The 22,570-nt window shown below is 51.0% G+C and carries 15 protein-coding genes, 2 tRNA genes and 3 other RNA genes; 9 read left to right on the top strand and 11 right to left on the bottom strand.

What is annotated here, in order from left to right:
- Nucleotides 1–105: 105 nt before the first annotated feature.
- Nucleotides 106–1,737 (bottom strand): oligopeptide ABC transporter substrate-binding protein OppA, encoded by a 1,632-nt coding sequence (gene oppA / locus LCS67_RS10415; RefSeq protein ID WP_001521098.1) that lies wholly within the window; start codon nucleotides 1,735–1,737, stop codon nucleotides 106–108.
- Nucleotides 1,738–2,501: 764 nt separating this feature from the next.
- Nucleotides 2,502–3,149 carry a YchE family NAAT transporter gene (locus LCS67_RS10410; protein ID WP_000615840.1) on the bottom strand — a complete coding sequence of 216 codons (648 nt, stop codon included), beginning with the start codon at nucleotides 3,147–3,149 and terminating at the stop codon, nucleotides 2,502–2,504.
- Between the two features lie 476 nt (nucleotides 3,150–3,625).
- Here LCS67_RS10410 and adhE point away from each other — a divergent pair, with 476 nt between their 5' ends.
- Nucleotides 3,626–6,304: a bifunctional acetaldehyde-CoA/alcohol dehydrogenase gene (gene adhE, locus LCS67_RS10405; protein WP_000301678.1), complete on the top strand. Its 2,679-nt coding sequence runs from the start codon at nucleotides 3,626–3,628 to the stop codon at nucleotides 6,302–6,304.
- 194 nt (nucleotides 6,305–6,498) lie between these two features.
- On the opposite strand, the gene tdk is transcribed toward adhE, so the two are convergent.
- Nucleotides 6,499–7,116, bottom strand: coding sequence for a thymidine kinase (gene tdk, locus LCS67_RS10400; protein WP_000068097.1), 618 nt, complete (start codon nucleotides 7,114–7,116; stop codon nucleotides 6,499–6,501).
- 662 nt (nucleotides 7,117–7,778) lie between these two features.
- Here tdk and hns point away from each other — a divergent pair.
- A complete protein-coding gene (gene hns / locus LCS67_RS10395) occupies nucleotides 7,779–8,192 on the top strand; it encodes a histone-like nucleoid-structuring protein H-NS (RefSeq protein ID WP_001287383.1) in 414 nt (137 codons plus the stop codon).
- A 131-nt stretch (nucleotides 8,193–8,323) separates the two neighbouring features.
- Here hns and galU read toward each other — a convergent pair whose 3' ends face one another.
- From galU to rssA, 3 genes are all read right to left on the bottom strand, one after another.
- Nucleotides 8,324–9,232, bottom strand: a complete 909-nt coding sequence (gene galU / locus LCS67_RS10390) for a UTP--glucose-1-phosphate uridylyltransferase GalU (protein ID WP_000729450.1) — start codon at nucleotides 9,230–9,232, stop codon at nucleotides 8,324–8,326.
- A 202-nt stretch (nucleotides 9,233–9,434) separates the two neighbouring features.
- Entirely contained in the window at nucleotides 9,435–10,448 is a 1,014-nt protein-coding gene (gene rssB, locus LCS67_RS10385) for a two-component system response regulator RssB (RefSeq protein WP_000193432.1), read from the bottom strand.
- 90 nt (nucleotides 10,449–10,538) lie between these two features.
- The gene (gene rssA, locus LCS67_RS10380; protein ID WP_001230574.1) at nucleotides 10,539–11,444 is read right to left on the bottom strand and encodes a patatin-like phospholipase RssA; all 906 of its coding nucleotides are present in this window, start codon (nucleotides 11,442–11,444) and stop codon (nucleotides 10,539–10,541) included.
- A 110-nt stretch (nucleotides 11,445–11,554) separates the two neighbouring features.
- Here rssA and LCS67_RS10375 point away from each other — a divergent pair, with 110 nt between their 5' ends.
- The 7 genes from LCS67_RS10375 (at nucleotide 11,555) to LCS67_RS10345 (ending at nucleotide 13,796) form a co-directional block, all read left to right on the top strand.
- On the top strand, nucleotides 11,555–12,013 hold the full coding sequence (locus LCS67_RS10375; protein ID WP_024151597.1) for a YchJ family protein: 459 nt from the start codon (nucleotides 11,555–11,557) through the stop codon (nucleotides 12,011–12,013).
- A 50-nt stretch (nucleotides 12,014–12,063) separates the two neighbouring features.
- Nucleotides 12,064–12,906 carry a formyltetrahydrofolate deformylase gene (gene purU, locus LCS67_RS10370; protein WP_001191156.1) on the top strand — a complete coding sequence of 281 codons (843 nt, stop codon included), beginning with the start codon at nucleotides 12,064–12,066 and terminating at the stop codon, nucleotides 12,904–12,906.
- Nucleotides 12,907–13,064: 158 nt separating this feature from the next.
- Nucleotides 13,065–13,149: transfer RNA gene (locus LCS67_RS10365), tRNA-Tyr, on the top strand.
- A 44-nt stretch (nucleotides 13,150–13,193) separates the two neighbouring features.
- Nucleotides 13,194–13,325: non-coding RNA, RtT sRNA (locus tag LCS67_RS10360), on the top strand.
- A gap of 34 nt (nucleotides 13,326–13,359) precedes the next feature.
- Nucleotides 13,360–13,444 (top strand) — tRNA-Tyr (locus tag LCS67_RS10355).
- Between the two features lie 44 nt (nucleotides 13,445–13,488).
- A non-coding RNA gene (locus LCS67_RS10350) (RtT sRNA) lies at nucleotides 13,489–13,620 on the top strand.
- A gap of 44 nt (nucleotides 13,621–13,664) precedes the next feature.
- Nucleotides 13,665–13,796, top strand: a non-coding RNA gene (locus LCS67_RS10345) — RtT sRNA.
- A 210-nt stretch (nucleotides 13,797–14,006) separates the two neighbouring features.
- Here LCS67_RS10345 and narI read toward each other — a convergent pair.
- From narI to narK, 5 genes are all read right to left on the bottom strand, one after another.
- Nucleotides 14,007–14,684, bottom strand: a complete 678-nt coding sequence (gene narI, locus LCS67_RS10340; protein ID WP_000545594.1) for a respiratory nitrate reductase subunit gamma — start codon at nucleotides 14,682–14,684, stop codon at nucleotides 14,007–14,009.
- A complete protein-coding gene (narJ, locus tag LCS67_RS10335) occupies nucleotides 14,684–15,394 on the bottom strand; it encodes a nitrate reductase molybdenum cofactor assembly chaperone (protein WP_031568297.1) in 711 nt (236 codons plus the stop codon). The genes narI and narJ overlap by 1 nt, the downstream gene beginning before the upstream one ends.
- Nucleotides 15,391–16,926 carry a nitrate reductase subunit beta gene (gene narH / locus LCS67_RS10330; RefSeq protein WP_031568295.1) on the bottom strand — a complete coding sequence of 512 codons (1,536 nt, stop codon included), beginning with the start codon at nucleotides 16,924–16,926 and terminating at the stop codon, nucleotides 15,391–15,393. Before narH ends, narJ begins: the two co-directional genes overlap by 4 nt.
- Nucleotides 16,923–20,666, bottom strand: a complete 3,744-nt coding sequence (locus tag LCS67_RS10325) for a nitrate reductase subunit alpha (RefSeq protein ID WP_031568294.1) — start codon at nucleotides 20,664–20,666, stop codon at nucleotides 16,923–16,925. Before LCS67_RS10325 ends, narH begins: the two co-directional genes overlap by 4 nt.
- A 387-nt stretch (nucleotides 20,667–21,053) precedes the next feature.
- On the bottom strand, nucleotides 21,054–22,451 hold the full coding sequence (narK, locus tag LCS67_RS10320) for a nitrate transporter NarK (protein WP_000019848.1): 1,398 nt from the start codon (nucleotides 22,449–22,451) through the stop codon (nucleotides 21,054–21,056).
- Nucleotides 22,452–22,570: the final 119 nt, after the last annotated feature.

Genomic DNA, 22,570 nt, shown 5'->3' with positions numbered 1-22,570 from the left:
CTGTGCCTTTACTTCCCGGACGTGACAAACAGATCCGCCAGGGAACGTTATAGTGCGATGAAAAAAGACACCATGGGACAACCGCAGTTGTCCCATGTCTTGCCATTAATGTTTGATAATATATAAGTTTTTCACATAAATATTATCCAGCGGGTCTTTACCGGTATACCCGCCCACCCAGGGTTTCACCAGGCGCGCGTTAACGTAGTAATACACCGGCACAATAGCCGAGTCTTTATCTAACTGCTGCTCCGCTTTAGCGTAGAGTTCGCTGCGCTGCGTATCGTCCGCCACTTTCAGCGTGTCGGCAATCAGCTTATCAAACGCCGGGCTCTTATAATGCGCGGTGTTATTTGAACTGTCGGACAACATGGTATTCAGGAACGAGGTCGGTTCATTATAATCTGCGCACCACCCGGCTCTGGCGACATCAAAGGTGCCCTGATGACGGGTATCCAGGAAGGTTTTCCATTCCTGATTCTCCAGATTCACATTGACACCCAGATTTTTCTTCCAGATAGACGCCACGGCAATGGCCAGTTTTTTATGCAGATCGGAGGTGTTATACAGCAGGTCGAATGTTAAGGGCTTATCCGCCGTAAAGCCGGCTTCAGCCAACAATTTCTTCGCTTCTTCATTACGCTTTTGCTGGGACCATTTGAACCACTCAGGCTCTACCAGTTTTGCGCCATCGGTATACGGCGGCGTGTAGCTATAAGCGGGTAAATCGCCCTGATTTTTAACCTTATTAACAATAATGTCGCGATCTAACGCCAGTTTCAGCGCGGTACGCACGCGGACATCGTTAAACGGCGCTTTTTGATTATTAATTTCGTAATAATAGGTACACAAATAAGGGTCTACGCGGACTTCATTCGGGATCTCTTTTTTCAGTTTCTGGAATAATTCGATCGGCATATTGTTATAAGTCATATCGATCTCGCCGCTGCGGTAGCGGTTCACATCCGTCACCTCAGAAGAGATAGGCAAATAAGTTACCTGATTGATGACGGTTTTGGCGTTATCCCAGTATTGCGGGTTACGCTCCAGCACGATACGTTCGTTCACCACCCAGTTTTTTAACTTATAAGCGCCGTTAGTGACAATATTGGCTGGTTGCGTCCATTTATCGCCAAATTTTTCGACCGCTGATTTCGGTACAGGAGACACTGAAGGGTGGACCAACAATTTGTAGAAATAAGGCACCGGCTCACTTAAGGTCACTTCAAAGGTGTGATCATCAAGCGCTTTTACCCCCAGATCGGTGGCGGGTTTTTTACCGGCGATAATGTCATCGATATTAGCGATATGACCGTATTGCAGATAGCTGGCGTACGGCGATGCCGTATTAGGATCGGCCAGGCGTTGCCAACTATAAACGAAATCATGGGCGGTAACGGGCGTACCATCTGACCATTTCGCATTTTCACGTAGATGGAATGTCCAGACTTTAAAATCTTTATTTTCCCATTTTTCCGCGACGCCCGGTGAAGGATGCCCCTCGACATCACTAATTAATAAGCCTTCAAAGAGATCACGGCTGACGTTCGATTCCGGCACGCCTTCAATTTTATGCGGGTCGAGAGACTGCACTTCTGATCCATTATTACGTACCAACGTTTGCTTGTCGGCTAACTGAACACCGGCGGGCACGTCTGCCGCAGTCGCGGCGCTGGCGGCGATGAGCGCAGTGAGTATTCCCGCTGCAATCAAACTTTTTTTCGTGATGTTAGACATTGTGTTTGTACTCCACTCATTATAATTACTGGTTTTTACCAGCCTGTTTAATCCCGTCAGGGCTCCTGTACAGCACTGGTGGTGTACTGCCAGGTCTGTCACTGCTTTTGCTATCACCGACTTTATTTATTCTGACGATTCGTTCGATCGCCTTTCGTCGATTCGGTATACGACGTACCTGCCCACGTCGCACGTTATTTCTGACAACCATGTAAATGAAAATAGTTATCAACAATGTGAAATCTTCTGCAAAATGTTTGGCCGAAAAGTATCAAATGCGTTTCTGAACCGCCAATTCATTTTACAATTTTGTTAACCAATTCTCTTTTATGGAAAATTTCCTGCCCAGAAAAACAGTTAAAGAATGTTAAAAAATTTTAATTTATTATTTATAATCAACCAGTTGAAAGAAAATCATCTCGCTGTCACATCGTAGGATATACTTGCGCCAGAAAACACACACAAATTCAACAAATGCTCATTATTTAGCACATTCATCTACGATGGAGCTGAAACAACTAATAACATTTCAATAATCCTTCATCAAGCCCCAGAGTATGGTGTGAATAAAATAACAGACCTACCGCTTCTCACGGACTCAGTAATGTTCATAATAGTTTGATTAATAAAAATAAATAGCGTTAGATTATATTAGTATTTTTTATCATTAAAACGCTGAATGCTTATCAAAGTAAGAAGTGTTACGTGGGAATGTCACAAGGCGGCCCCCTTAGGGCACCGCCTGTAAATCAACAGGTGGGAGTTTAGTTGAGCAAGCCGGGGAAAATGCCTTTTATTCCTGTGACAATAAATTCGATGCCGAGCGCCATTAACAACAACCCCATGATTCGGGTAATAACGTTGATACCGGTTTGCCCCAGCAAACGAACCAGCCACGGCGCCATACGGAACACGCCCCAGCAGCAAAGCGCAAAAAGCGCAATGGCAACTGAAAAACCAAGCAAATGCGCGATACTGTGATAACGCGTCCCCCAGACGATAGTGGAGCTAATCGCCCCTGGCCCCGCCATTAACGGCAGCGCTAACGGCACAACGCCAATGCTCTCGCGTATGGCCGTCTCTGACTTTTCTTGCTTGTTTTGTTTATCTTCCCCCAGCTTCCCGCTGATCATCGACATTGCAATGGTGACAACCAGGATACCGCCCGCAATTCTGAACGAATCAATAGAAATACCAAACAGCTGCAGGATGCCATCGCCGAGGAATAAGGAACTCCACAAGATAATCGCGACCGACAGATTCGCGGTGAGGTTAGTTTTATTACGCGCCGTGGCCGTCTGGTAGCTGGTCATGCTGATGAAAACGGGGATAATCCCCACCGGGTTAACCAGCGCAAAGAGCCCGATAAAGAACTTAAAGTAAACAGGAAAATCAAAAAGCGGTTGAATCACGGTTAGCTCCGAAGCGTTAGCCGGATGAAGTCAATGTTCGTTAATGATCAAAACGCGCAGAAGATACGCCTTTTATTCGCATAGTTCACCTCTTATCTACACCTAATTTCATCCATTCATCGCTGTTATTTATATGTACTCGTTATGCTAATCCACTTACTCTTCATGACAACGATTTCTTAACAATTTACATAAAAGGCTAAAATGGCCTGCTGAAAGGTGTCAGCTTTGCGTAATCTTGATTTAGATCACACAATCGCTACTCAGAAGTGAGTAATCTTGCTTACGCCACCTGGACGTAACGCGTTAGAGTTAAATGATACTAACGCAGAAGCTCTTTTAGTAAATCAGAGCGAAACGGACGTTAAGTAACCACCTGAATTTCAGGCATTTATACAAAGTATCGTCGATCTGTCTATACTCACGTATCGCGCAGATGATTTACTAAAAAAGTTTAACATTATCAGGAGAGCATTATGGCTGTTACTAATGTCGCTGAACTTAACGCACTCGTAGAGCGTGTAAAAAAAGCCCAGCGTGAATATGCCAGTTTCACTCAAGAACAGGTCGACAAAATCTTCCGCGCCGCCGCTCTGGCAGCCGCTGATGCCCGCATTCCGCTGGCCAAAATGGCCGTCGCCGAATCCGGTATGGGTATCGTGGAAGACAAAGTGATTAAAAACCACTTCGCTTCTGAATATATTTATAACGCTTATAAAGATGAAAAAACCTGCGGCGTGCTGTCTGAAGACGACACCTTCGGGACCATCACCATTGCTGAACCTATCGGCATTATTTGCGGTATCGTTCCAACCACTAACCCGACCTCTACCGCGATCTTCAAATCGCTGATTAGCCTGAAGACCCGTAACGCCATCATCTTTTCTCCGCATCCACGCGCTAAAGAAGCAACCAACAAAGCGGCAGACATCGTTCTGCAAGCGGCTATCGCTGCCGGCGCGCCGAAAGATCTGATTGGCTGGATCGATCAACCTTCCGTAGAACTGTCTAATGCGCTGATGCACCACCCGGATATTAACCTGATCCTTGCGACGGGCGGTCCAGGCATGGTTAAAGCAGCATACAGCTCCGGTAAACCTGCTATCGGCGTAGGCGCAGGCAACACCCCGGTTGTCATTGATGAAACCGCTGATATCAAACGCGCTGTGGCGTCTGTTCTGATGTCTAAAACCTTCGATAACGGCGTAATCTGTGCTTCTGAACAGTCTGTTGTCGTTGTTGATTCCGTCTATGATGCCGTTCGCGAACGTTTCGCCAGCCACGGCGGCTACATGCTGCAGGGCCAGGAACTGAAAGCGGTTCAAAATGTTATCCTGAAAAATGGCGCTCTGAACGCCGCTATCGTTGGTCAGCCAGCCTACAAAATCGCTGAACTGGCAGGCTTCTCCGTACCAGAAACCACCAAGATTCTGATCGGTGAAGTTACGGTCGTTGATGAAAGCGAACCGTTCGCACACGAAAAACTGTCTCCGACTCTGGCGATGTATCGTGCGAAAGATTTCGAAGAAGCGGTAGAAAAAGCAGAAAAACTGGTCGCTATGGGCGGTATCGGTCACACCTCCTGCCTGTACACTGACCAGGATAACCAGCCAGAACGCGTTGCTTACTTCGGTCAGATGATGAAAACCGCGCGTATCCTGATCAACACCCCGGCCTCTCAGGGTGGTATCGGTGATCTGTACAACTTCAAACTCGCACCTTCCCTGACGTTGGGTTGTGGTTCCTGGGGTGGTAACTCCATCTCTGAAAACGTTGGTCCGAAACACCTGATCAACAAGAAAACCGTTGCTAAGCGAGCTGAAAACATGTTGTGGCACAAACTTCCGAAATCTATCTACTTCCGCCGTGGCTCTCTGCCCATCGCGCTGGATGAAGTGATTACTGATGGCCACAAACGTGCGCTCATCGTGACTGACCGCTTCCTGTTCAACAACGGCTACGCAGACCAGATCACCTCTGTGCTGAAAGCGGCTGGCGTTGAAACCGAAGTCTTCTTCGAAGTTGAAGCCGACCCGACGCTTTCCGTTGTTCGCAAAGGCGCTGAGCTGGCGAACTCCTTCAAACCGGACGTAATCATCGCGCTGGGCGGCGGTTCCCCGATGGACGCCGCGAAAATCATGTGGGTCATGTACGAACACCCGGAAACTCACTTCGAAGAACTGGCGCTGCGCTTTATGGACATCCGTAAACGTATCTACAAGTTCCCGAAAATGGGCGTGAAAGCGAAAATGATCGCCGTCACCACCACTTCCGGTACCGGTTCTGAAGTCACACCGTTTGCGGTTGTGACCGACGATGCAACCGGTCAGAAATATCCGCTGGCTGACTACGCCCTGACCCCGGATATGGCGATTGTCGATGCCAACCTGGTGATGGATATGCCGAAGTCCCTGTGTGCGTTCGGTGGTCTGGATGCGGTAACTCACGCCCTGGAAGCTTACGTTTCCGTACTGGCTTCTGAGTTCTCTGACGGTCAGGCTCTGCAGGCTCTGAAACTGCTGAAAGAAAACCTGCCGGCGTCTTACCACGAAGGGTCTAAAAACCCGGTTGCGCGTGAACGTGTTCACAGTGCAGCGACTATCGCCGGTATCGCGTTTGCCAACGCCTTCCTCGGTGTATGTCACTCCATGGCGCACAAACTGGGCTCTCAGTTCCACATTCCGCACGGTCTGGCGAACGCCCTGCTGATTTGTAACGTTATCCGCTACAACGCGAATGACAACCCGACCAAGCAGACCGCTTTCAGCCAGTACGATCGTCCGCAGGCACGCCGCCGTTACGCTGAAATTGCTGACCACCTGGGCCTGAGCGCGCCGGGCGACCGTACCGCCGCTAAGATTGAAAAACTGCTGGCATGGCTGGAAAGCATTAAAGCTGAGCTGGGTATTCCTAAGTCTATCCGTGAAGCAGGCGTACAGGAAGCTGACTTCCTGGCACACGTTGACAAACTGTCTGAAGATGCCTTCGATGACCAGTGCACCGGCGCTAACCCGCGTTATCCGCTGATCTCCGAACTGAAACAGATTCTGCTGGATACCTACTACGGTCGTGATTTCACCGAAGGTGAAGTTGCAGCGAAGAAAGACGTCGTTGCAGCACCGAAAGCAGAGAAGAAAGCGAAAAAATCCGCTTAATTCGTTATCTGCTTTAGCATGACAATAACGGCCTCAATTGAGGCCGTTTTTTGTTTTACCGGTTTATCTGATGCCTGAAGGCGCTATGCTTATCATCTGGCCTACGCGCTCACGGCACGCCCTTCGTCAGGAGGCCTGAATAATGACGTCCAAAGCGCTACAGGGCGTTTTATAAGCCATCGCTACCTCGGGTATCATATGTGCCGATGACGCTCCTGAATCGCCGTCAGTGAGCCCTCCTCCAGCGCGTCCTTATAATGCTTACGGCAAACTGAAACGTAGCGTTCATTCCCGCCAATAACCACCTGTTCGCCTTCGTTATAAGGCCTGCCGTCCTGATCAAGTCGCAGAACCATACTGGCTTTACGACCGCAGAAACAGATAGTTTTTAATTCCACCAGCTTATCTGACCATGCCAGCAAGTATTGGCTGCCGACAAAGAGCTCCCCACGAAAGTCTGTTCGTAGCCCATAGCAAAGTACGGGAATATCTAATTTGTCGACAACCTCGGATAATTGATAAACCTGCTGGCGAGTCAAAAACTGGCTTTCGTCGACTAACACGCAATGTATTGTCTGCCGCGCGCTCTCGGCACGAATCTCTTCAAACAAGGATGTATTTTGGTTAAACAATTTTGCCGGCGACGACAAACCGATACGAGAGCTGACTTTGCCTGCGCCGAAACGATCGTCGATTTCCGCCGTATATACGACGGTACGCATCCCGCGTTCCTGATAATTGTATGAAGATTGCAGCAGTGCAGTCGACTTACCCGCATTCATTGCCGAATAGTAGAAATATAGCTGTGCCATTGGTCGCAGGACCTCACCTGAGTGAAATAAAGATTGGCGGGATTGTACCATAATTTACCGACGCGACGGCGCGGCTCGCGCTCCGGTGAGTATTAAGAATTGTACAAACATCGCTCACTATACCCAAAATAATTTGAGTTGCTTAAAGGCGGCAAGGGAGTGAGTCCCCAGGAGCATAGATAACTATGTGACTGGGGTGAGCGAGCGTAGCCAACACATAAGCAACTTGAAGTATGAAGGGCATATACACATTCCTTCACAAATTATGCCGTTAAAATTCATCAACAATGCTTATCATCACCCGCCAATATGAAAACCTTGTACTTATTGTTACCGTTACTCATACCCGGTGCAAAGTAATAGGGTTTTCTTGTAAGGAAAGCTAATACAAGAGATTGATATCTCTGCAATGAGATCGTATTTCATCATGATAAAATGTGACCTGACTCCTAAATTTTTAGCGACAGACGATGAGTATCCCCCCTGCCAATAAGCTCTTTTTTGTGCGTCGCCTCAAGGAAAATTTAAGTTGAGATAATTAAAACGTGTGCTTAATAAAGCGTAATTTTGAATTCCTTACATTCCTGGCTATTGCACAACTGAATTTATCGCTCTATTATTAGCTCAACAAACCACCCCAATATAAGTTTGAGATTACTACAATGAGCGAAGCACTTAAAATTCTGAACAACATCCGTACTCTTCGTGCGCAGGCAAGAGAATGTACTCTGGAAACGCTTGAAGAAATGCTGGAAAAATTAGAAGTTGTCGTTAATGAGCGTCGTGAAGAAGAAAGCGCTGCTGCTGCTGAAGTGGAAGAACGCACTCGTAAACTGCAACAGTATCGTGAAATGTTAATTGCCGACGGCATTGACCCGAATGAACTGCTGAATAGCATGGCTGCCGCTAAATCCGGCACCAAAGCTAAACGCGCAGCTCGTCCGGCTAAATATAGCTATGTTGACGAAAACGGTGAAACTAAAACCTGGACTGGCCAGGGTCGTACACCGGCTGTAATCAAAAAAGCAATGGAAGAACAAGGTAAGCAACTGGAAGATTTCCTGATCAAGGAATAATTTACTTCCTGGATGCTTAAAATCCCGCCGCTGGCGGGATTTTTTTTGCCTGAGTTCTCCGCTGACAACCCCAGGCATAAAAAAAGCGCCGGATTTACCAGCGCTTCTGTTAAAAAATTTATAACGTATCGTTACTTCTTAATACCCATTTCTTCTTCAAGCCAGGCTTTAAATTCAGCACCCAGCGAATTATGACGGATGCCATATTCAACGAATGCCTGCATATATCCTAACTTATTACCACAGTCATGGCTTTTACCCTTCATGTGGTAGGCTTCAACCGTTTCTTTTTCGATCAGCATATCGATAGCATCGGTCAACTGAATTTCATCCCCGGCGCCCGGAGGGGTTTTCGCCAGCAACGCCCAGATATCCGCGCTCAACACATAACGCCCAACAATCGCAAGGTTAGACGGCGCGACATCCGCTTTTGGTTTTTCAACCACGCCAACCATCGGCACACTTTCGCCCGGCGCCAGCTCAACGCCTTTGCAATCTACCACGCCGTATGCAGTCACATCTTCTACCGGCTCAACCATAATCTGGCTATTGCCGGTTTCGTCGAAACGGCGGATCATTTCAGCCAGGTTATCCTGAGACAGGTCGGACTCATATTCGTCAAGAATAACGTCTGGTAGAATAACAGCGACAGGTTCGTTTCCGACAACGGGATGCGCGCACAATACGGCATGGCCCAGGCCTTTTGCCAGCCCTTGACGTACCTGCATAATAGTGACATGCGGAGGGCAAATAGACTGAACCTCCTCCAGAAGCTGACGCTTAACGCGTTTTTCCAGCATCGCTTCCAGCTCAAAACTGGTATCAAAGTGGTTTTCAATAGAGTTTTTAGACGAGTGCGTCACAAGCACGATTTCAGTAATGCCAGCAGCGATACATTCGTTCACGACGTACTGAATTAATGGCTTATCAACCAGCGGCAGCATCTCTTTCGGGATAGCTTTGGTCGCTGGCAGCATCCTGGTTCCCAATCCCGCGACCGGGATAACGGCTTTTTTGACTTTCGAATTAAGGGCAGCCATTTAAAATTCTCCTGGACTGTTCATGTATTGAACGTGTTCATTAATCTGTATCGTGTTCCAGTATATCAGTACCAGAACAAGCCTCAGGTCCAAAAAGGACTTATATTGGTATAATTAAGACAAATACTTATAAATCTGCCGCAGATAGTAACACTCGTCGGGAAAGGCCGGTAAAGCAATTTCCGCTCACTCTTCCGTTTGGTCATTCCGCAGACAACATCAATCGCAGACGCCCTCCTGCGCCCCATATTTGACACTGCCATGAGTCGCAACGCTGGCTTAATTGGTTAAGGTAGGCGTTACCCAATGTTCCTAGCGGCACGCCGCTGCTAATTTGAACCTGATGAGCGCCCGTATTTAAGGTGGCGTTCAATCCGGCGGAGACGAGAATCAAATTTTTGAGCTCACTGTGATAGTAGCCGACAAATAGCGGGAATTGCCCAGGTAAATTGGCTTGTCTGAGCAGATGATTTACCTGTTTTAATAGCGCGCCTAACTCCGGTAAACGGTGCTTTTGTTGGCCGAGCTGATCCTGCAATAAGCCGTTAAATAGCGCTCGCAGCAACAATGCGGCTAACACGCCGTTATCGCCCGCCCGGGTGACATCCAGGCAATAAAATGCCAGTTCGTTATCAGATAGCGGCGCAATATCCAGCACCAGTCCAGGCTGATCGGCGGAAACGAGCTGCCGGTAATTAATGCGGCAATGAGAAATCACCTGCTGTACCGGGGGCTGCAATTCCTGCAACAATTGCGCTGCGGCGGTTGGATTACTCACCATTGCATCCCAGTCACGAAACAGGCGTTCTTCTTCTTCAACCCGCGAGTTAAACATATTAGGGTATAAGCAAGCGAATACGGTTTCCCGCAAGCGGTTGAGATCTTTTACCGGCTTCAGCAAGACATCTTCAACCCCAAGGCGTAACGCTTTGGCGATATCCGCCATATTTTCTGTTGCGGAAATAACCAGAATAGGCGTCTGGTCTCCGCGATTACGTAAGTTTTCTACCAGTTTGAGACCGTTCATTCTCGGCATAGCGATATCACATATCATGAGATCAGGGGTAAAACGCCCCATCAACTCCAGGGCATCCACCCCGTCGCCTGCCAATGCCGTTGTCGCTCCCAAAGAGGAAAACCACGAATCCAGAAGCGAGCGAAATACAGGCTCGTCTTCAACAATAAGAATCTGTTTTCCGACCAATGGCTGCGTCATGTTCTCTCCCCTGACTGGCTTTAATCAATAGTGGCATGGTATTGCCGCTTGCGCCTGTCAGAATTTGCTTAAGTGATCGTAAAAGGTACATTAAACGTCGGTACGCACCAAGGGTATAAGTTCGTCCATCTTTTTCTCTACGGCTAAATGACCCGCCGCAATAGCGGCATGGGCGCGATGAAAATCCAGCGTAGAGATTTGCGGACAGAATGGTTGAATGAGAATATCAGGCGGATCGCCAGCCATACGGTTACGTTTAAGACGATTTTCCAACACCTGAATGGAGGTTGTCATGATTTCCATTGCCCCAGGCGAACTCACGCCACGGCGTGAAGTCAGGCTACTGAAACGTTCTTTTAAACGCTTATGCCAGGGCAGCGCATCATCGCTCTCTTCATTGATATTCCCGACATTTACAGAGAGTAAATCTTGCTGCATGAGGTGGGCATCATGTTGCAGATCTACCGCAATAACGATATCAGCCCCCAGCGCCCTGGTTAACGAAACAGGTACCGGATTAACGACTGCGCCATCTACCAGCCAGTAACCGTTATGTTCAACCGGAGACATCAGCCCTGGCATACTGCACGACGCGCGTACGGCAAGGTGTAGATCGCCTTCAGTAAACCATAGCTCTCGTCCCGTGCTAAGATTCGTCGCGACCGCGCCAAAACGTCTTGAACAGTGGTCAAAATCCGTGACGGGCATAATATCCCGATAGTGATTAAATACGCGTTCGCCGCGAAGCAACCCTCCTCTGCCCCAGGATACATCCATCAGGCGTAAAACATCCCAGTAGCGGAATGAACATACCCACTGTTCAAGCGCCGATAATTTATTACAGGCATACGCGGCGCCGACCAGTGAACCTATTGAGCATCCCGCAACGATATCAATATCAATGCCTGTTTGCTTGAGGGCTTTGATGACCCCAATATGAGACCATCCTCTCGCTGCGCCAGATCCCAGCGCCAGCCCTATTTTCATTTTTCTCATCGTACTTAACGACTTCCCCTGGCTTCAAGACGTAGCAACATCGCCACTGCTCAGTTAACATAATGCCACCCTGGCGTTCAACGCCGTTTTTTATATTCAGGGAGATTATTGTGTCTCAGCCTTGTCCCTGTGGTAGCGCTGACGAGTATAGCCTATGTTGTGGTCGTATTGTGTCCGGAGAACGAGTAGCACCCGATCCGTCACATCTCATGCGCTCTCGTTACTGCGCTTTTGTGATGAAAGACGCAGATTACTTAATTAAGAGCTGGCATCCAACCTGCAATGCGGCCGCGTTTCGTGATGATATCATCGCCGGATTTGCCAATACCAAGTGGCTCGGCCTGACTATTTTTGAACATACCTGGTCAGACGCAGAAAATACAGGGTATGTTAGTTTTATCGCGCGCTTTTCCGAACAAGGGAAAACCGGGGCGATTATCGAACGCTCTCGTTTTATCAAAGAAAACGGTCAGTGGTATTATATTGACGGTACCCGCCCGCAGTTGGGTCGAAATGATCCCTGCCCGTGCGGTTCAGGCAAAAAATTTAAAAAGTGCTGCGGCCAGTGACGCCTGACAGTATCGATACAGCAAACACTCTCAACAGGATTTTTCCGGCAATGCAATCACTACAACGTAAAGTTCTGCGTACTATTTGTCCCGATCAAAAAGGCCTTATCGCGCGGATTACCAACATTTGCTATAAGCACGAGCTTAATATTGTGCAAAACAATGAATTTGTGGACCATCGCACCGGTCGCTTTTTTATGCGGACCGAGCTGGAAGGCATCTTCAATGATTCCACTCTTCTGGCCGATCTGGACAGCGCCTTACCGGAAGGCTCTGTTCGTGAACTCAATCCCGCCGGACGCCGTCGGGTAGTGATTCTGGTTACCAAAGAGGCGCATTGTCTGGGCGACCTGCTGATGAAAGCCAACTATGGAGGGCTGGATGTTGAAATCGCCGCGGTCATTGGCAACCATGAAACGTTACGCTCGCTGGTTGAACGTTTTGAGATCCCTTTCGAACTGGTCAGCCATGAGGGATTAACGCGTGAAGAGCATGACACGAAGATGGCGGACGCCATTGATGCCCATCAACCGGACTATGTGGTGCTGGCCAAGTATATGCGTGTTTTGACGCCAGGTTTTGTGGCGCGCTTCCCGAACAAAATTATCAATATCCACCACTCATTCCTGCCGGCGTTTATCGGCGCGCGCCCTTATCATCAGGCCTATGAGCGCGGCGTGAAAATCATCGGCGCTACCGCGCACTATGTGAATGATAATCTGGATGAAGGCCCAATCATTATGCAGGACGTGATTCACGTCGATCACACCTACACCGCAGAAGATATGATGCGTGCCGGGCGCGACGTTGAGAAAAACGTATTAAGCCGCGCGCTGTATCAGGTTCTGGCGCAGCGGGTCTTTGTTTACGGCAATCGGACGATTATTCTTTAATCGTCAGTAATATGAATTGATTAGCTTTAATCCGTTACGGATGAAAAGTACGCAAACAGTTCATTTCAGGCAAAGGAATGCTTTACAGCGGCGTGTCATTTGATATGATGCGCCCCGCTTCCCGAAAGGAAGCGGGCCAGTATTAAGCATTACCCCGTGGTGGGGTTCCCGAGCGGCCAAAGGGAGCAGACTGTAAATCTGCCGTCATCGACTTCGAAGGTTCGAATCCTTCCCCCACCACCATTATTCACTACAGCGATGTAGTTAACTTGATGAGCAATGCAGAAGTTTGCACTTGTCGGGGAAGGGTGAGAACCTTCGATTAAGGTTCGACTTGAGCGAAAGCGAGAGAACGTTGCCAACGGCAACGGCCCGTAGGGTGAGGAGCGAAGCGACGAATAATCCTTCCCCCACCACCATCTTCAAGCTTTACCTACAATTTGAATTACCCCTGGTGGGGTTCCCGAGCGGCCAAAGGGAGCAGACTGTAAATCTGCCGTCATCGACTTCGAAGGTTCGAATCCTTCCCCCACCACCATCACTCTCGTCGCGTATCTTATCCCCGTTAAGCACAGTGCCTCATATCTCTCCGTACGGGGAAGGATGAGAAGCTTCGACTAAGGTTCGATTCGAGCGAAAGCGAGAAAGCGTTGCCGCAGGCAACGACCCGAAGGGCGAAGCGCGCAGCGCTGAGTCAACCTTCCCCCACCACCATCACTCTCGTCGCGTATCTTATCCCCGTTAAGCACAGTGCCTCATATCTCTCCGTACGGGGAAGGATGAGAAGCTTCGACTAAGGTTCGATTCGAGCGAAAGCGAGAAAGCGTTGCCGCAGGCAACGACCCGAAGGGCGAAGCGCGCAGCGCTGAGTCAACCTTCCCCCACCACCATCACTTCCCAGTCGCACTTCAGCAAGATCAAACCTTAATGTCCTATATTCTGCCCTCAATACTTGCCCGCAATATGCCTGATGCGCTGCGCTTATCAGGCCTACAGGAGAGTTGACGCCTGCGTAGGCCGGATAAGGCATTTATGCCGCCATCCGGCAAACAGCCATAAAAAAACTCCGCCGAAGCGGAGTTTAGGGCATCGAGAGAAAATCAGTGACGTGCACGAACAATCTGGTATTTGCGGGTCAGATACTCGACCGGCACGCTCCAGATATGCACCAGGCGCGAGAATGGGAACAACAGGAACAGCGTCATCCCCAGTACCAGGTGCATACGGAAGATAAAGGCCACACCGTCCAGATGTGCGGATGCGCCACCGTGGAAGGTCACAACTGACTGCGCCCACCCGACCAGCTTCATCATTTCACTCCCGTCCATATGCTGGGCGGAGAACGGAATGGTCAACAGGCCCAGCGCGCACTGAATCACCAGCAGCGAGAGAATCAAAATATCTGCTCCGGTAGTGGTGGCGCGGACACGTGGGCTGAACAGACGACGCTTGAGCAGTAAAATACCGCCAACCAGAGTCAGCACGCCGCAGGCGCCGCCGGCAATCATCGCCATCTTCTGTTTCACGTCGACCGGCAGAAAAGCTTCATACATCCAGTGCGGCGTTAACATGCCCAGGAAGTGACCGGCGAAAATACCCAAAATCCCAATGTGGAACAGGTTTGACGCCAGGTTCATTCCTTTGCGATCCAGCATCTGGCTGGAGGCCGCCCGCCAGGTGTACTGGCCGTAGTCGTAACGTAACCAGCTACCGATCAGAAATACCGATCCGGCAATGTACGGGTAGATATCAAAGAAGAACATATTCAGGAAGTGCATTAGTGCTGTCCTCCGGTGGTGATATTCAGATATTGCGGCGCCACGGCACCGGCAAAACGACGCTGGTGAGCGGAGATCTCCGACTCGCCACACCCCTGATCGGCGAAGAATTTCACCTGCTCTTCTTCCCAGACCGCATCCAACGCTTGTGGGGTATCATCACGTGCTTCATTCGCAATTTTTTCAGCCACTTTATCGCTGTCGATAACGGTATTCGCCAGTTTTAACAGCAGATCGAACAGCACCGCATAACGGCTGTCACGCTGTTGCAAACGTGCGCTTAGCAGCGCCAGAATCGGCGCGATATCCTGTAATCCCCCTAACGCTTCGCTTTTCGGCAATTGCGCAAGGTATTCCAGATACAGCGGCAGATGATCGGGAAGTTCGCGGCTGTCGAGCTGCAAACCGTGCTGTTCATACTGTGCCATCAGGTCAACCATCGCCTGACCGCGATCGCGGGATTCCCCGTGTACATGTTCAAACAGCAGCAGCGATGTGGCGCGACCACGGTCAAACAGTTCACTGTAGGCGGCCTGTACATCCAGCATGTCCTGCGCGGTTAAATCGCGCAGGAAAACGCCCAGAGCCTGGGCATCCTCTTTATCCAGGTTCTCAGATGACGCGAGTGCATCGAAAAGTTCCTGCTGATGCTGCCACAGGGCTGCATCCGGGTACTCGAGCAGACGCGAAACAATGACGAGTTCAATCATGCGTGCGGCTCCGTTTTGCTGGTCACATCAACAGCGTCGATGCGGCGGCTGTTGAACAGATTGAATTTGGTATCAGACCCGTGGCAACCATCGCCGAAGGTAAAGCCACAACCGCTTTTCTCCGGGAATGCGTCACGCGCCAGTTCACGATGGCTGCTCGGCACCACGAAACGATCTTCATAGTTGGCAATCGCCAGATAACGATACATTTCCTGCGCCTGGGCTTCGCTTAAACCCACCTCTTCCAGCGCGCGGGTATCCACTTTACCGTCTACGGTTTCCGCACGTTTGTAGTGACGCATCGCCAGCATCCGTTTCAGTGCCAACAGTACCGGCTGGGTGTCGCCAGCGGTCAACAGATTCGCCAGGTACTGAACCGGGATACGCAGACTGTCTACATCCGGCAGAATACCGTTGCTGCCCAGTTCACCCGCGTCGGCGGCAGACTGAATCGGCGACAGCGGCGGCACGTACCAGACCATCGGCAGCGTGCGGTATTCCGGATGCAGCGGCAGCGCCAGCTTCCAGTCCATCGCCATTTTGTACACTGGCGATTGCTGCGCCGCATCGATCACGCTCTGCGGCACGCCGTCCTTCAGCGCCTGTTCAATGACAACCGGATCGTTCGGATCGAGGAACACGTCCAGTTGACGCTGGTACAGATCTTTTTCGTTTTCCGTACTGGCGGCGCTTTCAATGGCATCTGCGTCATACAGCAGTACGCCAAGGTAGCGGATACGCCCCACGCAAGTTTCCGAGCAAACGGTCGGCTGACCGGCTTCGATACGCGGGTAGCAGAAGATGCACTTCTCGGACTTGCCGCTCTTCCAGTTGAAGTAAATTTTCTTGTACGGGCAACCGGTGATACACATCCGCCAGCCGCGGCACTTGTCCTGGTCGATCAGCACGATGCCATCTTCTTCACGCTTGTAGATAGCACCGCTCGGGCAGGTCGCCACGCACGCCGGATTGAGGCAGTGCTCGCACAGGCGCGGCAGGTACATCATGAAGGTGTTTTCGAACTGGCCGTACATCGCCTTCTGCATGTTTTCGAAATTCTGATCGTTGGCGCGTTTTTCGAACTCGCCGCCCAGAATCTCTTCCCAGTTTGGCCCGCTGGTAATTTTGTCCATCCGCTGGCCGGTAATCAGCGAGCGCGGACGCGCGATCGGCTGATGTTTGCTTTCCGGCGCGGTATGCAGGTTCTGGTAGTCGTAATCAAACGGCTCGTAGTAGTCGTCGATGCCCGGCAGATGCGGGTTAGCGAAGATTTTACCCAGCAGCAGCGCCCGGTTGCCCATGCGCGGCTGTAGTTTGCCGTTGATTTTGCGGATCCAGCCGCCTTTCCATTTTTCCTGATTTTCCCAGTCATTCGGAAAACCAACGCCAGGCTTACTTTCTACGTTGTTGAACCACGCGTATTCCATACCTTCGCGACTGGTCCAGACGTTTTTACAGGTGACTGAACAGGTATGACAGCCGATGCACTTATCGAGATTCAGCACCATGCCGACTTGTGAACGAATTTTCATTTTACGCTCTCCTGTACCTGGTCATTGCCTTCGCCATCCAACCAGTTAATGTTCTTCATCTTACGTACCACCACAAACTCATCGCGGTTGGAGCCGACGGTACCGTAGTAGTTAAAGCCGTAGGCTAACTGCGCATAGCCGCCGATCATATGGGTCGGTTTCGGCGTAATGCGCGTCACCGAGTTATGAATACCGCCGCGCTGCTGGGTAATTTCCGACCCCGGCAGGTTTACGATACGTTCCTGCGCGTGGTACATCATGGTCATGCCCGCCGGTACACGCTGGCTGACCACTGCGCGTGCGGTCAATGCGCCGTTGCTGTTGAAGACTTCGATCCAGTCGTTATCTTCAATGCCCAGATCTTTGGCGTCGGTTTCGCTCATCCACACAATCGGGCCGCCACGCGACAAGGTCAGCATCAACAGGTTATCGCTGTAGGTCGAGTGGATACCCCATTTCTGGTGCGGCGTCAGGAAGTTGAGCGCCTTCTCCGGATTACCGTTGGATTTACGCCCCATCACCTCTTTCACCGAGCGGGTGTCGATCGGTGGACGATACACCAGCAAACTTTCGCCGAAGTCGCGCATCCACTGGTGATCCTGATACAACTGTTGGCGGCCAGACAGCGTACGCCATGGAATCAACTCGTGAACGTTGGTATAACCGGCGTTATAAGAAACGTGCTCATCTTCCAGACCAGACCAGGTCGGGCTGGAGATAATTTTGCGCGGCTGGGCCTGAATATCGCGGAAGCGGATTTTCTCTTCTTCTTTATTGGTTGCCAGATGCGTATGGTCGCGACCGGTAAACTCGCTCAGCGCCGCCCAGGCTTTCACCGCCACCTGACCGTTGGTTTCCGGCGCTAACGTCAGGATCATCTCTGCCGCGTCAATCGCCGTGTTGAGCATCGGCTGGCCTTTCGCCGGACCGTCCGCTTTGGTGTAATTGAGCTTACGCAGCAAGTCCATTTCGCTCTGCGTGTTCCAGACAATCCCTTTCCCGCCGTTGCCGATTTTCTCCATCAGCGGGCCGATAGAGGTAAAGCGTTCGTAAGTCGCTGGGTAATCGCGCTCGACGGTCATGATGTGCGGCGCGGTTTTCCCTGGAATCAGATCGCATTCGCCTTTTTTCCAGTCTTTCACGTCCAGCGGCTGCGCCAGTTCAGCGGCAGAATCGTGCTGGATCGGCAGCGTCACGACGTCAGTCTCTTTACCCAGGTGGCCTACACAGACTTCGGAGAATTTCTTCGCAATGCCTTTGTAGATTTCCCAGTCGCTTTTCGATTCCCAGGCCGGATCTACGGCGGCAGACAGCGGATGAATAAACGGATGCATATCCGAGGTATTCATATCGTCTTTTTCATACCAGGTCGCCGTCGGCAGTACGATATCGGAGTACAGGCAGGTGCTCGACAGGCGGAAGTCCAGCGTCACCACCAGATCCAGTTTGCCGTCCAGGCCATTGTCACGCCATTCCACTTCTTCCGGCTTCACACCGCCCTGTTTACCCAGATCCAGCCCCTGAATACCATGCTCAGTACCCAGCAGATATTTCAGCATGTACTCATGGCCCTTACCGGAAGACCCAAGCAGGTTAGAACGCCAGATGAACAGGTTACGCGGGTGGTTTTTACCGTTTTCCGGCTGCTCGGCGGCAAAGCGAATCGAACCCTCTTTCAGGGATTTGACGGTATAATCTACCGGTGTCATACCGGCTTTTTCCGCTTCACGCGCAATATACAGCGGGTTAGTGCCTAACTGCGGCGCCGACGGCAACCAGCCCATACGCTCGGCGCGCACATTGAAGTCAATCAGATGACCGCTATAGCGGGATTTGTCCGCCATCGGCGACAGTAACTCCTCGGCGGTCACCGTCTCGTAGCGCCACTGGCTGGAGTGGTTATAGAAGTAAGAGGTGCTATTCATGTGACGCGCCGGACGCTGCCAGTCAAGGGCAAACGCCAGCGGCTGCCAGCCGGTCTGCGGACGCAGTTTTTCCTGGCCGACGTAGTGCGCCCAACCGCCGCCGCTCTGACCAACGCAACCACAGAACACCAACATATTGATCAGCCCGCGATAGTTCATATCGAGGTGATACCAGTGGTTCAGACCGGCGCCAACGATAATCATTGAATGCCCGTGCGTTTTGTCCGCGTTATCGGCGAACTCCCGTGCGATACGGATGATCTGCGCCCGCGGCACGCCGGTGATCTGCTCGGCCCATGCTGGCGTATACGCTTTGGTATCATCATAACTGGCGGCACAATTTTCATCGTTGAGGCCGCGTTCCAGACCATAGTTCGCCATGGTCAGGTCATACACGGTAGTGACTAACGCTGAAGAACCATCGGCCAGTTGCAGACGTTTAACCGGCAATTTATGCAGCAGGACGTTATCCAGCGCCACATGATTAAAGTACTCTGAACCCTCGCCGCCGAAATACGGGAAGCCCACGTCAGCAATCTCATCCTGGCTGCCCAGCAAGCTGAGCTGCAATTCAGTTTCTGCACCGGTAGTCCCGTCGCGCTGTTCGAGGTTCCATTTGCCTTTTTCGCCCCAGCGGAAACCAATTGAACCGTTTGGCGCCACCATTTCACCGTTGCTGTTAATGGCGACGGTTTTCCATTCCGGGTTATTTTCCTGCCCCAGCGAATCAACGAGATCGGCAGCGCGCAGCATACGACCTGCGGCATAATAACCATCACGCTCTTCAAGCATCACCAGCATTGGCATGTCGGTATAGCGACGGACATAATCGGTGAAGTACTGGCGCGGGTTGTCGAGGTGGAATTCGCGCAGCATGACGTGGCCCATCGCCAGCGCCATCGCCGCATCGGTCCCCTGCTTCGGTGCCAGCCACAGATCGCACAGTTTGGCGATTTCGGCATAGTCCGGCGTCACCGCGACGGTTTTAGTGCCTTTGTAACGTACTTCGGTAAAGAAGTGGGCATCCGGCGTACGGGTTTGCGGCACGTTAGAGCCCCAGGCGATAATATAGCTGGAATTGTACCAGTCAGCGGATTCCGGCACGTCGGTCTGCTCGCCCCAGGTTTGCGGGGAGGCTGGCGGCAGGTCGCAGTACCAGTCGTAAAAGCTCAGGCAGGTACCGCCAATCAGCGAAAGATAACGTGCGCCGGAAGCGTAGGAAACCATCGACATCGCCGGAATGGGTGAGAAGCCCGCGACGCGGTCAGGGCCATAGGTTTTCACGGTGTACACGTTGGAGGCGGCGATCAGCTCGTTCACTTCCTGCCATGAGGAGCGAACAAAGCCGCCACGACCACGCGCCTGTTTGAAGCTTTTGGCTTTATCGGCATCTTCAATGATGGAGGCCCATGCCTCTACCGGATCGCGATGCAGTTTTTTCGCCTCGCGCCACATCTTCATCAGACGTTTGCGCATTAGCGGATATTTCAGTCGGTTAGCGCTGTAGAGATACCAGGAGTAACTTGCCCCGCGCGGGCAGCCGCGAGGTTCATGGTTTGGCATATCAGGACGGGTGCGCGGGTAATCGGTTTGCTGTGTTTCCCAGGTCACCAGACCATTTTTGACATAAATTTTCCAGCTACAAGAACCGGTGCAGTTCACCCCATGGGTTGAGCGCACAATTTTGTCATGCTGCCAACGTTGGCGGTATCCGTCCTCCCAGTCCCGGTTTGTTTCGAGAAGCTGGCCGTGCCCATCGGCAAAGGTTTCGCCCTTCTGCTTGAAGTAGCGAAACCGGTCCAGGAATTTACTCATCGGGTTTCTCCTGTGTGGAACCTTACGGCTCTCTGATAAATCGACATTGCTTAACTAAGGGCGAAGGTAACGCGCTGAATGGGCGTGAGAATTGATAACGATCAAGGCGGACAGGGATGCAAATGGCGCGCAAACCTTCTACATACTCCTTTTGGAGGAGGAATTTTATTTATATATCTTATTGATTTAAATGTATAAAATTAAATTTACGCACGACATGAATGTTAAATTTTCAACAAGTGGGTATTAAGGGGTATCCCCCTGGATGACCGATAAAGATGTGCGTGGTTAGCCCTGTCGCGTCTATCTTTTTGACTATAAGTATGTTGTAACTAAATGCGGGTAAAAAAAAGCGCGGTCTAACGCCGCGCAAAGGATAATCAAAAGTTACTTTTTATTTTTAGAATGACGTCCATATACCGCCCAGGTAATAACGACGCAGGCGATATAGAAAATAAGAAAGACTTTCATCGCGCCGACTGGCGAACCGGTTAAGGCTAAAGATGAACCAAACGCTTTCGGAATAAAAAAGCCGCCAATCGCGCCAATCGCGGAAATAAAGCCCAGCGCCGCCGCCGTATCGGTCGCCGCTTCACGCATGGCTCTTTCGTCCGACCCGCCTTCCGCTTTTACCCGGTCCATCGTCAGTTTACGGAAGATAACGGAGATCATCTGGAAGGTAGAACCACTCCCCAACCCAGCCGTCAGGAACAGCGCCAGAAATACCCCGTAGAACGCGATAAAGCTACCGCCAACGCCGCCAGTAGGTAATGTCAGGAACAGCAGACCGCTGAAAATCGCCATCAGGACAAAGTTGATAAGCGTGACGCGAGTCCCCCCCAGACGGTCAGAAATTGCGCCGCCTGCCGAACGCGCCAGCGCGCCGATAAACGGACCGAAAAACGCATAATGCAGGATCTGCACATCCGGGAATTGCGTTTTAGACAGCATAGCGAACCCCGCGGAGAAACCGATAAACGATCCGAAGGTCGCCAGATACAGCAGACTCATGATCCACAGATGACCACGTTTGAGCACCGGCAGTTGCTCTTTTAGCGAGGCCTTAGACGTCGCCAGTTCGTTCATGCCGAACCACGCCGCCAGCGTAAAAATGGCCAGGAAAGGCACCCAAATCCAGGCAGCGTTCGCCAGATAGAGCTGAGAACCGTCCGGCTGCTCTACACCGTGGCTGCCAAAGGCGGCAAAGATAGAGAGCGAAACCACCAGCGGCGCAACCAGCTGCATCACGCTCACGCCCATATTGCCCAGACCGCCGTTCAGACCCAGCGCGCCGCCCTGCTTTTGTTTAGGAAAGAAAAAGCTGATGTTCGCCATACTGGAGGCAAAGTTCGCGCCGGCAAAACCACACAGCAAGGAAATAATAATGAAAGTGCTAAAGGGCGTACTGGTATCCTGAACGGCAAAGCCTAACCATACGCAAGGCACGATGAGGATACCGGTACTGAACGCTGTCCAGCGACGTCCGCCAAATAGCGGCACCATAAAGGAGTAAGGCACCCGTAGCAGCGCGCCGGAAACAGATGGCAGCGCAGTCAACATAAAGAGCTGATCGGTCGTAAAATTAAATCCCACTTTCGGCAGGTTCACCGCCACTGCGCTGAATAGCATCCAGACGCAAAACGCCAGCAGTAAACACGGGACAGAAATCCACAAATTACGGCTAGCGACACGATGGCCGCGCTGCTGCCAGAACGCCGGATCTTCCGGACGCCATTCCGTGATAACAGCGCCAGTTGCCCTTTCCGGGGCGGATGAGTGACTCATAGACACCTCTGATTCTTGATTTGATGTCTGCCACATTAGGGTTTACTGCCGAAGGTAAGTTGATATAAATCAAAGGAAAAGTCGTCATCACCGGCGACTAAAAAGCGTTATTACCCTTA

This window comes from Salmonella sp. A7 (genome assembly GCF_020181675.1).
GTDB classification, from domain to species: Bacteria; Pseudomonadota; Gammaproteobacteria; order Enterobacterales; family Enterobacteriaceae; genus Salmonella; species Salmonella enterica.
This window is presented reverse-complemented; position numbering and strand designations above follow the sequence as displayed.

What these genes read in the sequence shown, in the direction of transcription:
- galU (WP_000729450.1), bottom strand. Translation starts at nt 9,232, where the DNA reads ATGGCTGCCCTTAATTCGAAAGTCAAAAAAGCCGTTATCCCGGTCGCG.
- rssA (WP_001230574.1), bottom strand. Translation starts at nt 11,444, where the DNA reads ATGAGAAAAATGAAAATAGGGCTGGCGCTGGGATCTGGCGCAGCGAGA.
- rssB (WP_000193432.1), bottom strand. Translation starts at nt 10,448, where the DNA reads ATGACGCAGCCATTGGTCGGAAAACAGATTCTTATTGTTGAAGACGAG.
- narH (WP_031568295.1), bottom strand. Translation starts at nt 16,926, where the DNA reads ATGAAAATTCGTTCACAAGTCGGCATGGTGCTGAATCTCGATAAGTGC.
- tdk (WP_000068097.1), bottom strand. Translation starts at nt 7,116, where the DNA reads ATGGCACAGCTATATTTCTACTATTCGGCAATGAATGCGGGTAAGTCG.
- oppA (WP_001521098.1), bottom strand. Translation starts at nt 1,737, where the DNA reads ATGTCTAACATCACGAAAAAAAGTTTGATTGCAGCGGGAATACTCACT.
- hns (WP_001287383.1), top strand. Translation starts at nt 7,779, where the DNA reads ATGAGCGAAGCACTTAAAATTCTGAACAACATCCGTACTCTTCGTGCG.
- narJ (WP_031568297.1), bottom strand. Translation starts at nt 15,394, where the DNA reads ATGATTGAACTCGTCATTGTTTCGCGTCTGCTCGAGTACCCGGATGCA.
- adhE (WP_000301678.1), top strand. Translation starts at nt 3,626, where the DNA reads ATGGCTGTTACTAATGTCGCTGAACTTAACGCACTCGTAGAGCGTGTA.
- narI (WP_000545594.1), bottom strand. Translation starts at nt 14,684, where the DNA reads ATGCACTTCCTGAATATGTTCTTCTTTGATATCTACCCGTACATTGCC.
- narK (WP_000019848.1), bottom strand. Translation starts at nt 22,451, where the DNA reads ATGAGTCACTCATCCGCCCCGGAAAGGGCAACTGGCGCTGTTATCACG.
- LCS67_RS10325 (WP_031568294.1), bottom strand. Translation starts at nt 20,666, where the DNA reads ATGAGTAAATTCCTGGACCGGTTTCGCTACTTCAAGCAGAAGGGCGAA.
- purU (WP_001191156.1), top strand. Translation starts at nt 12,064, where the DNA reads ATGCAATCACTACAACGTAAAGTTCTGCGTACTATTTGTCCCGATCAA.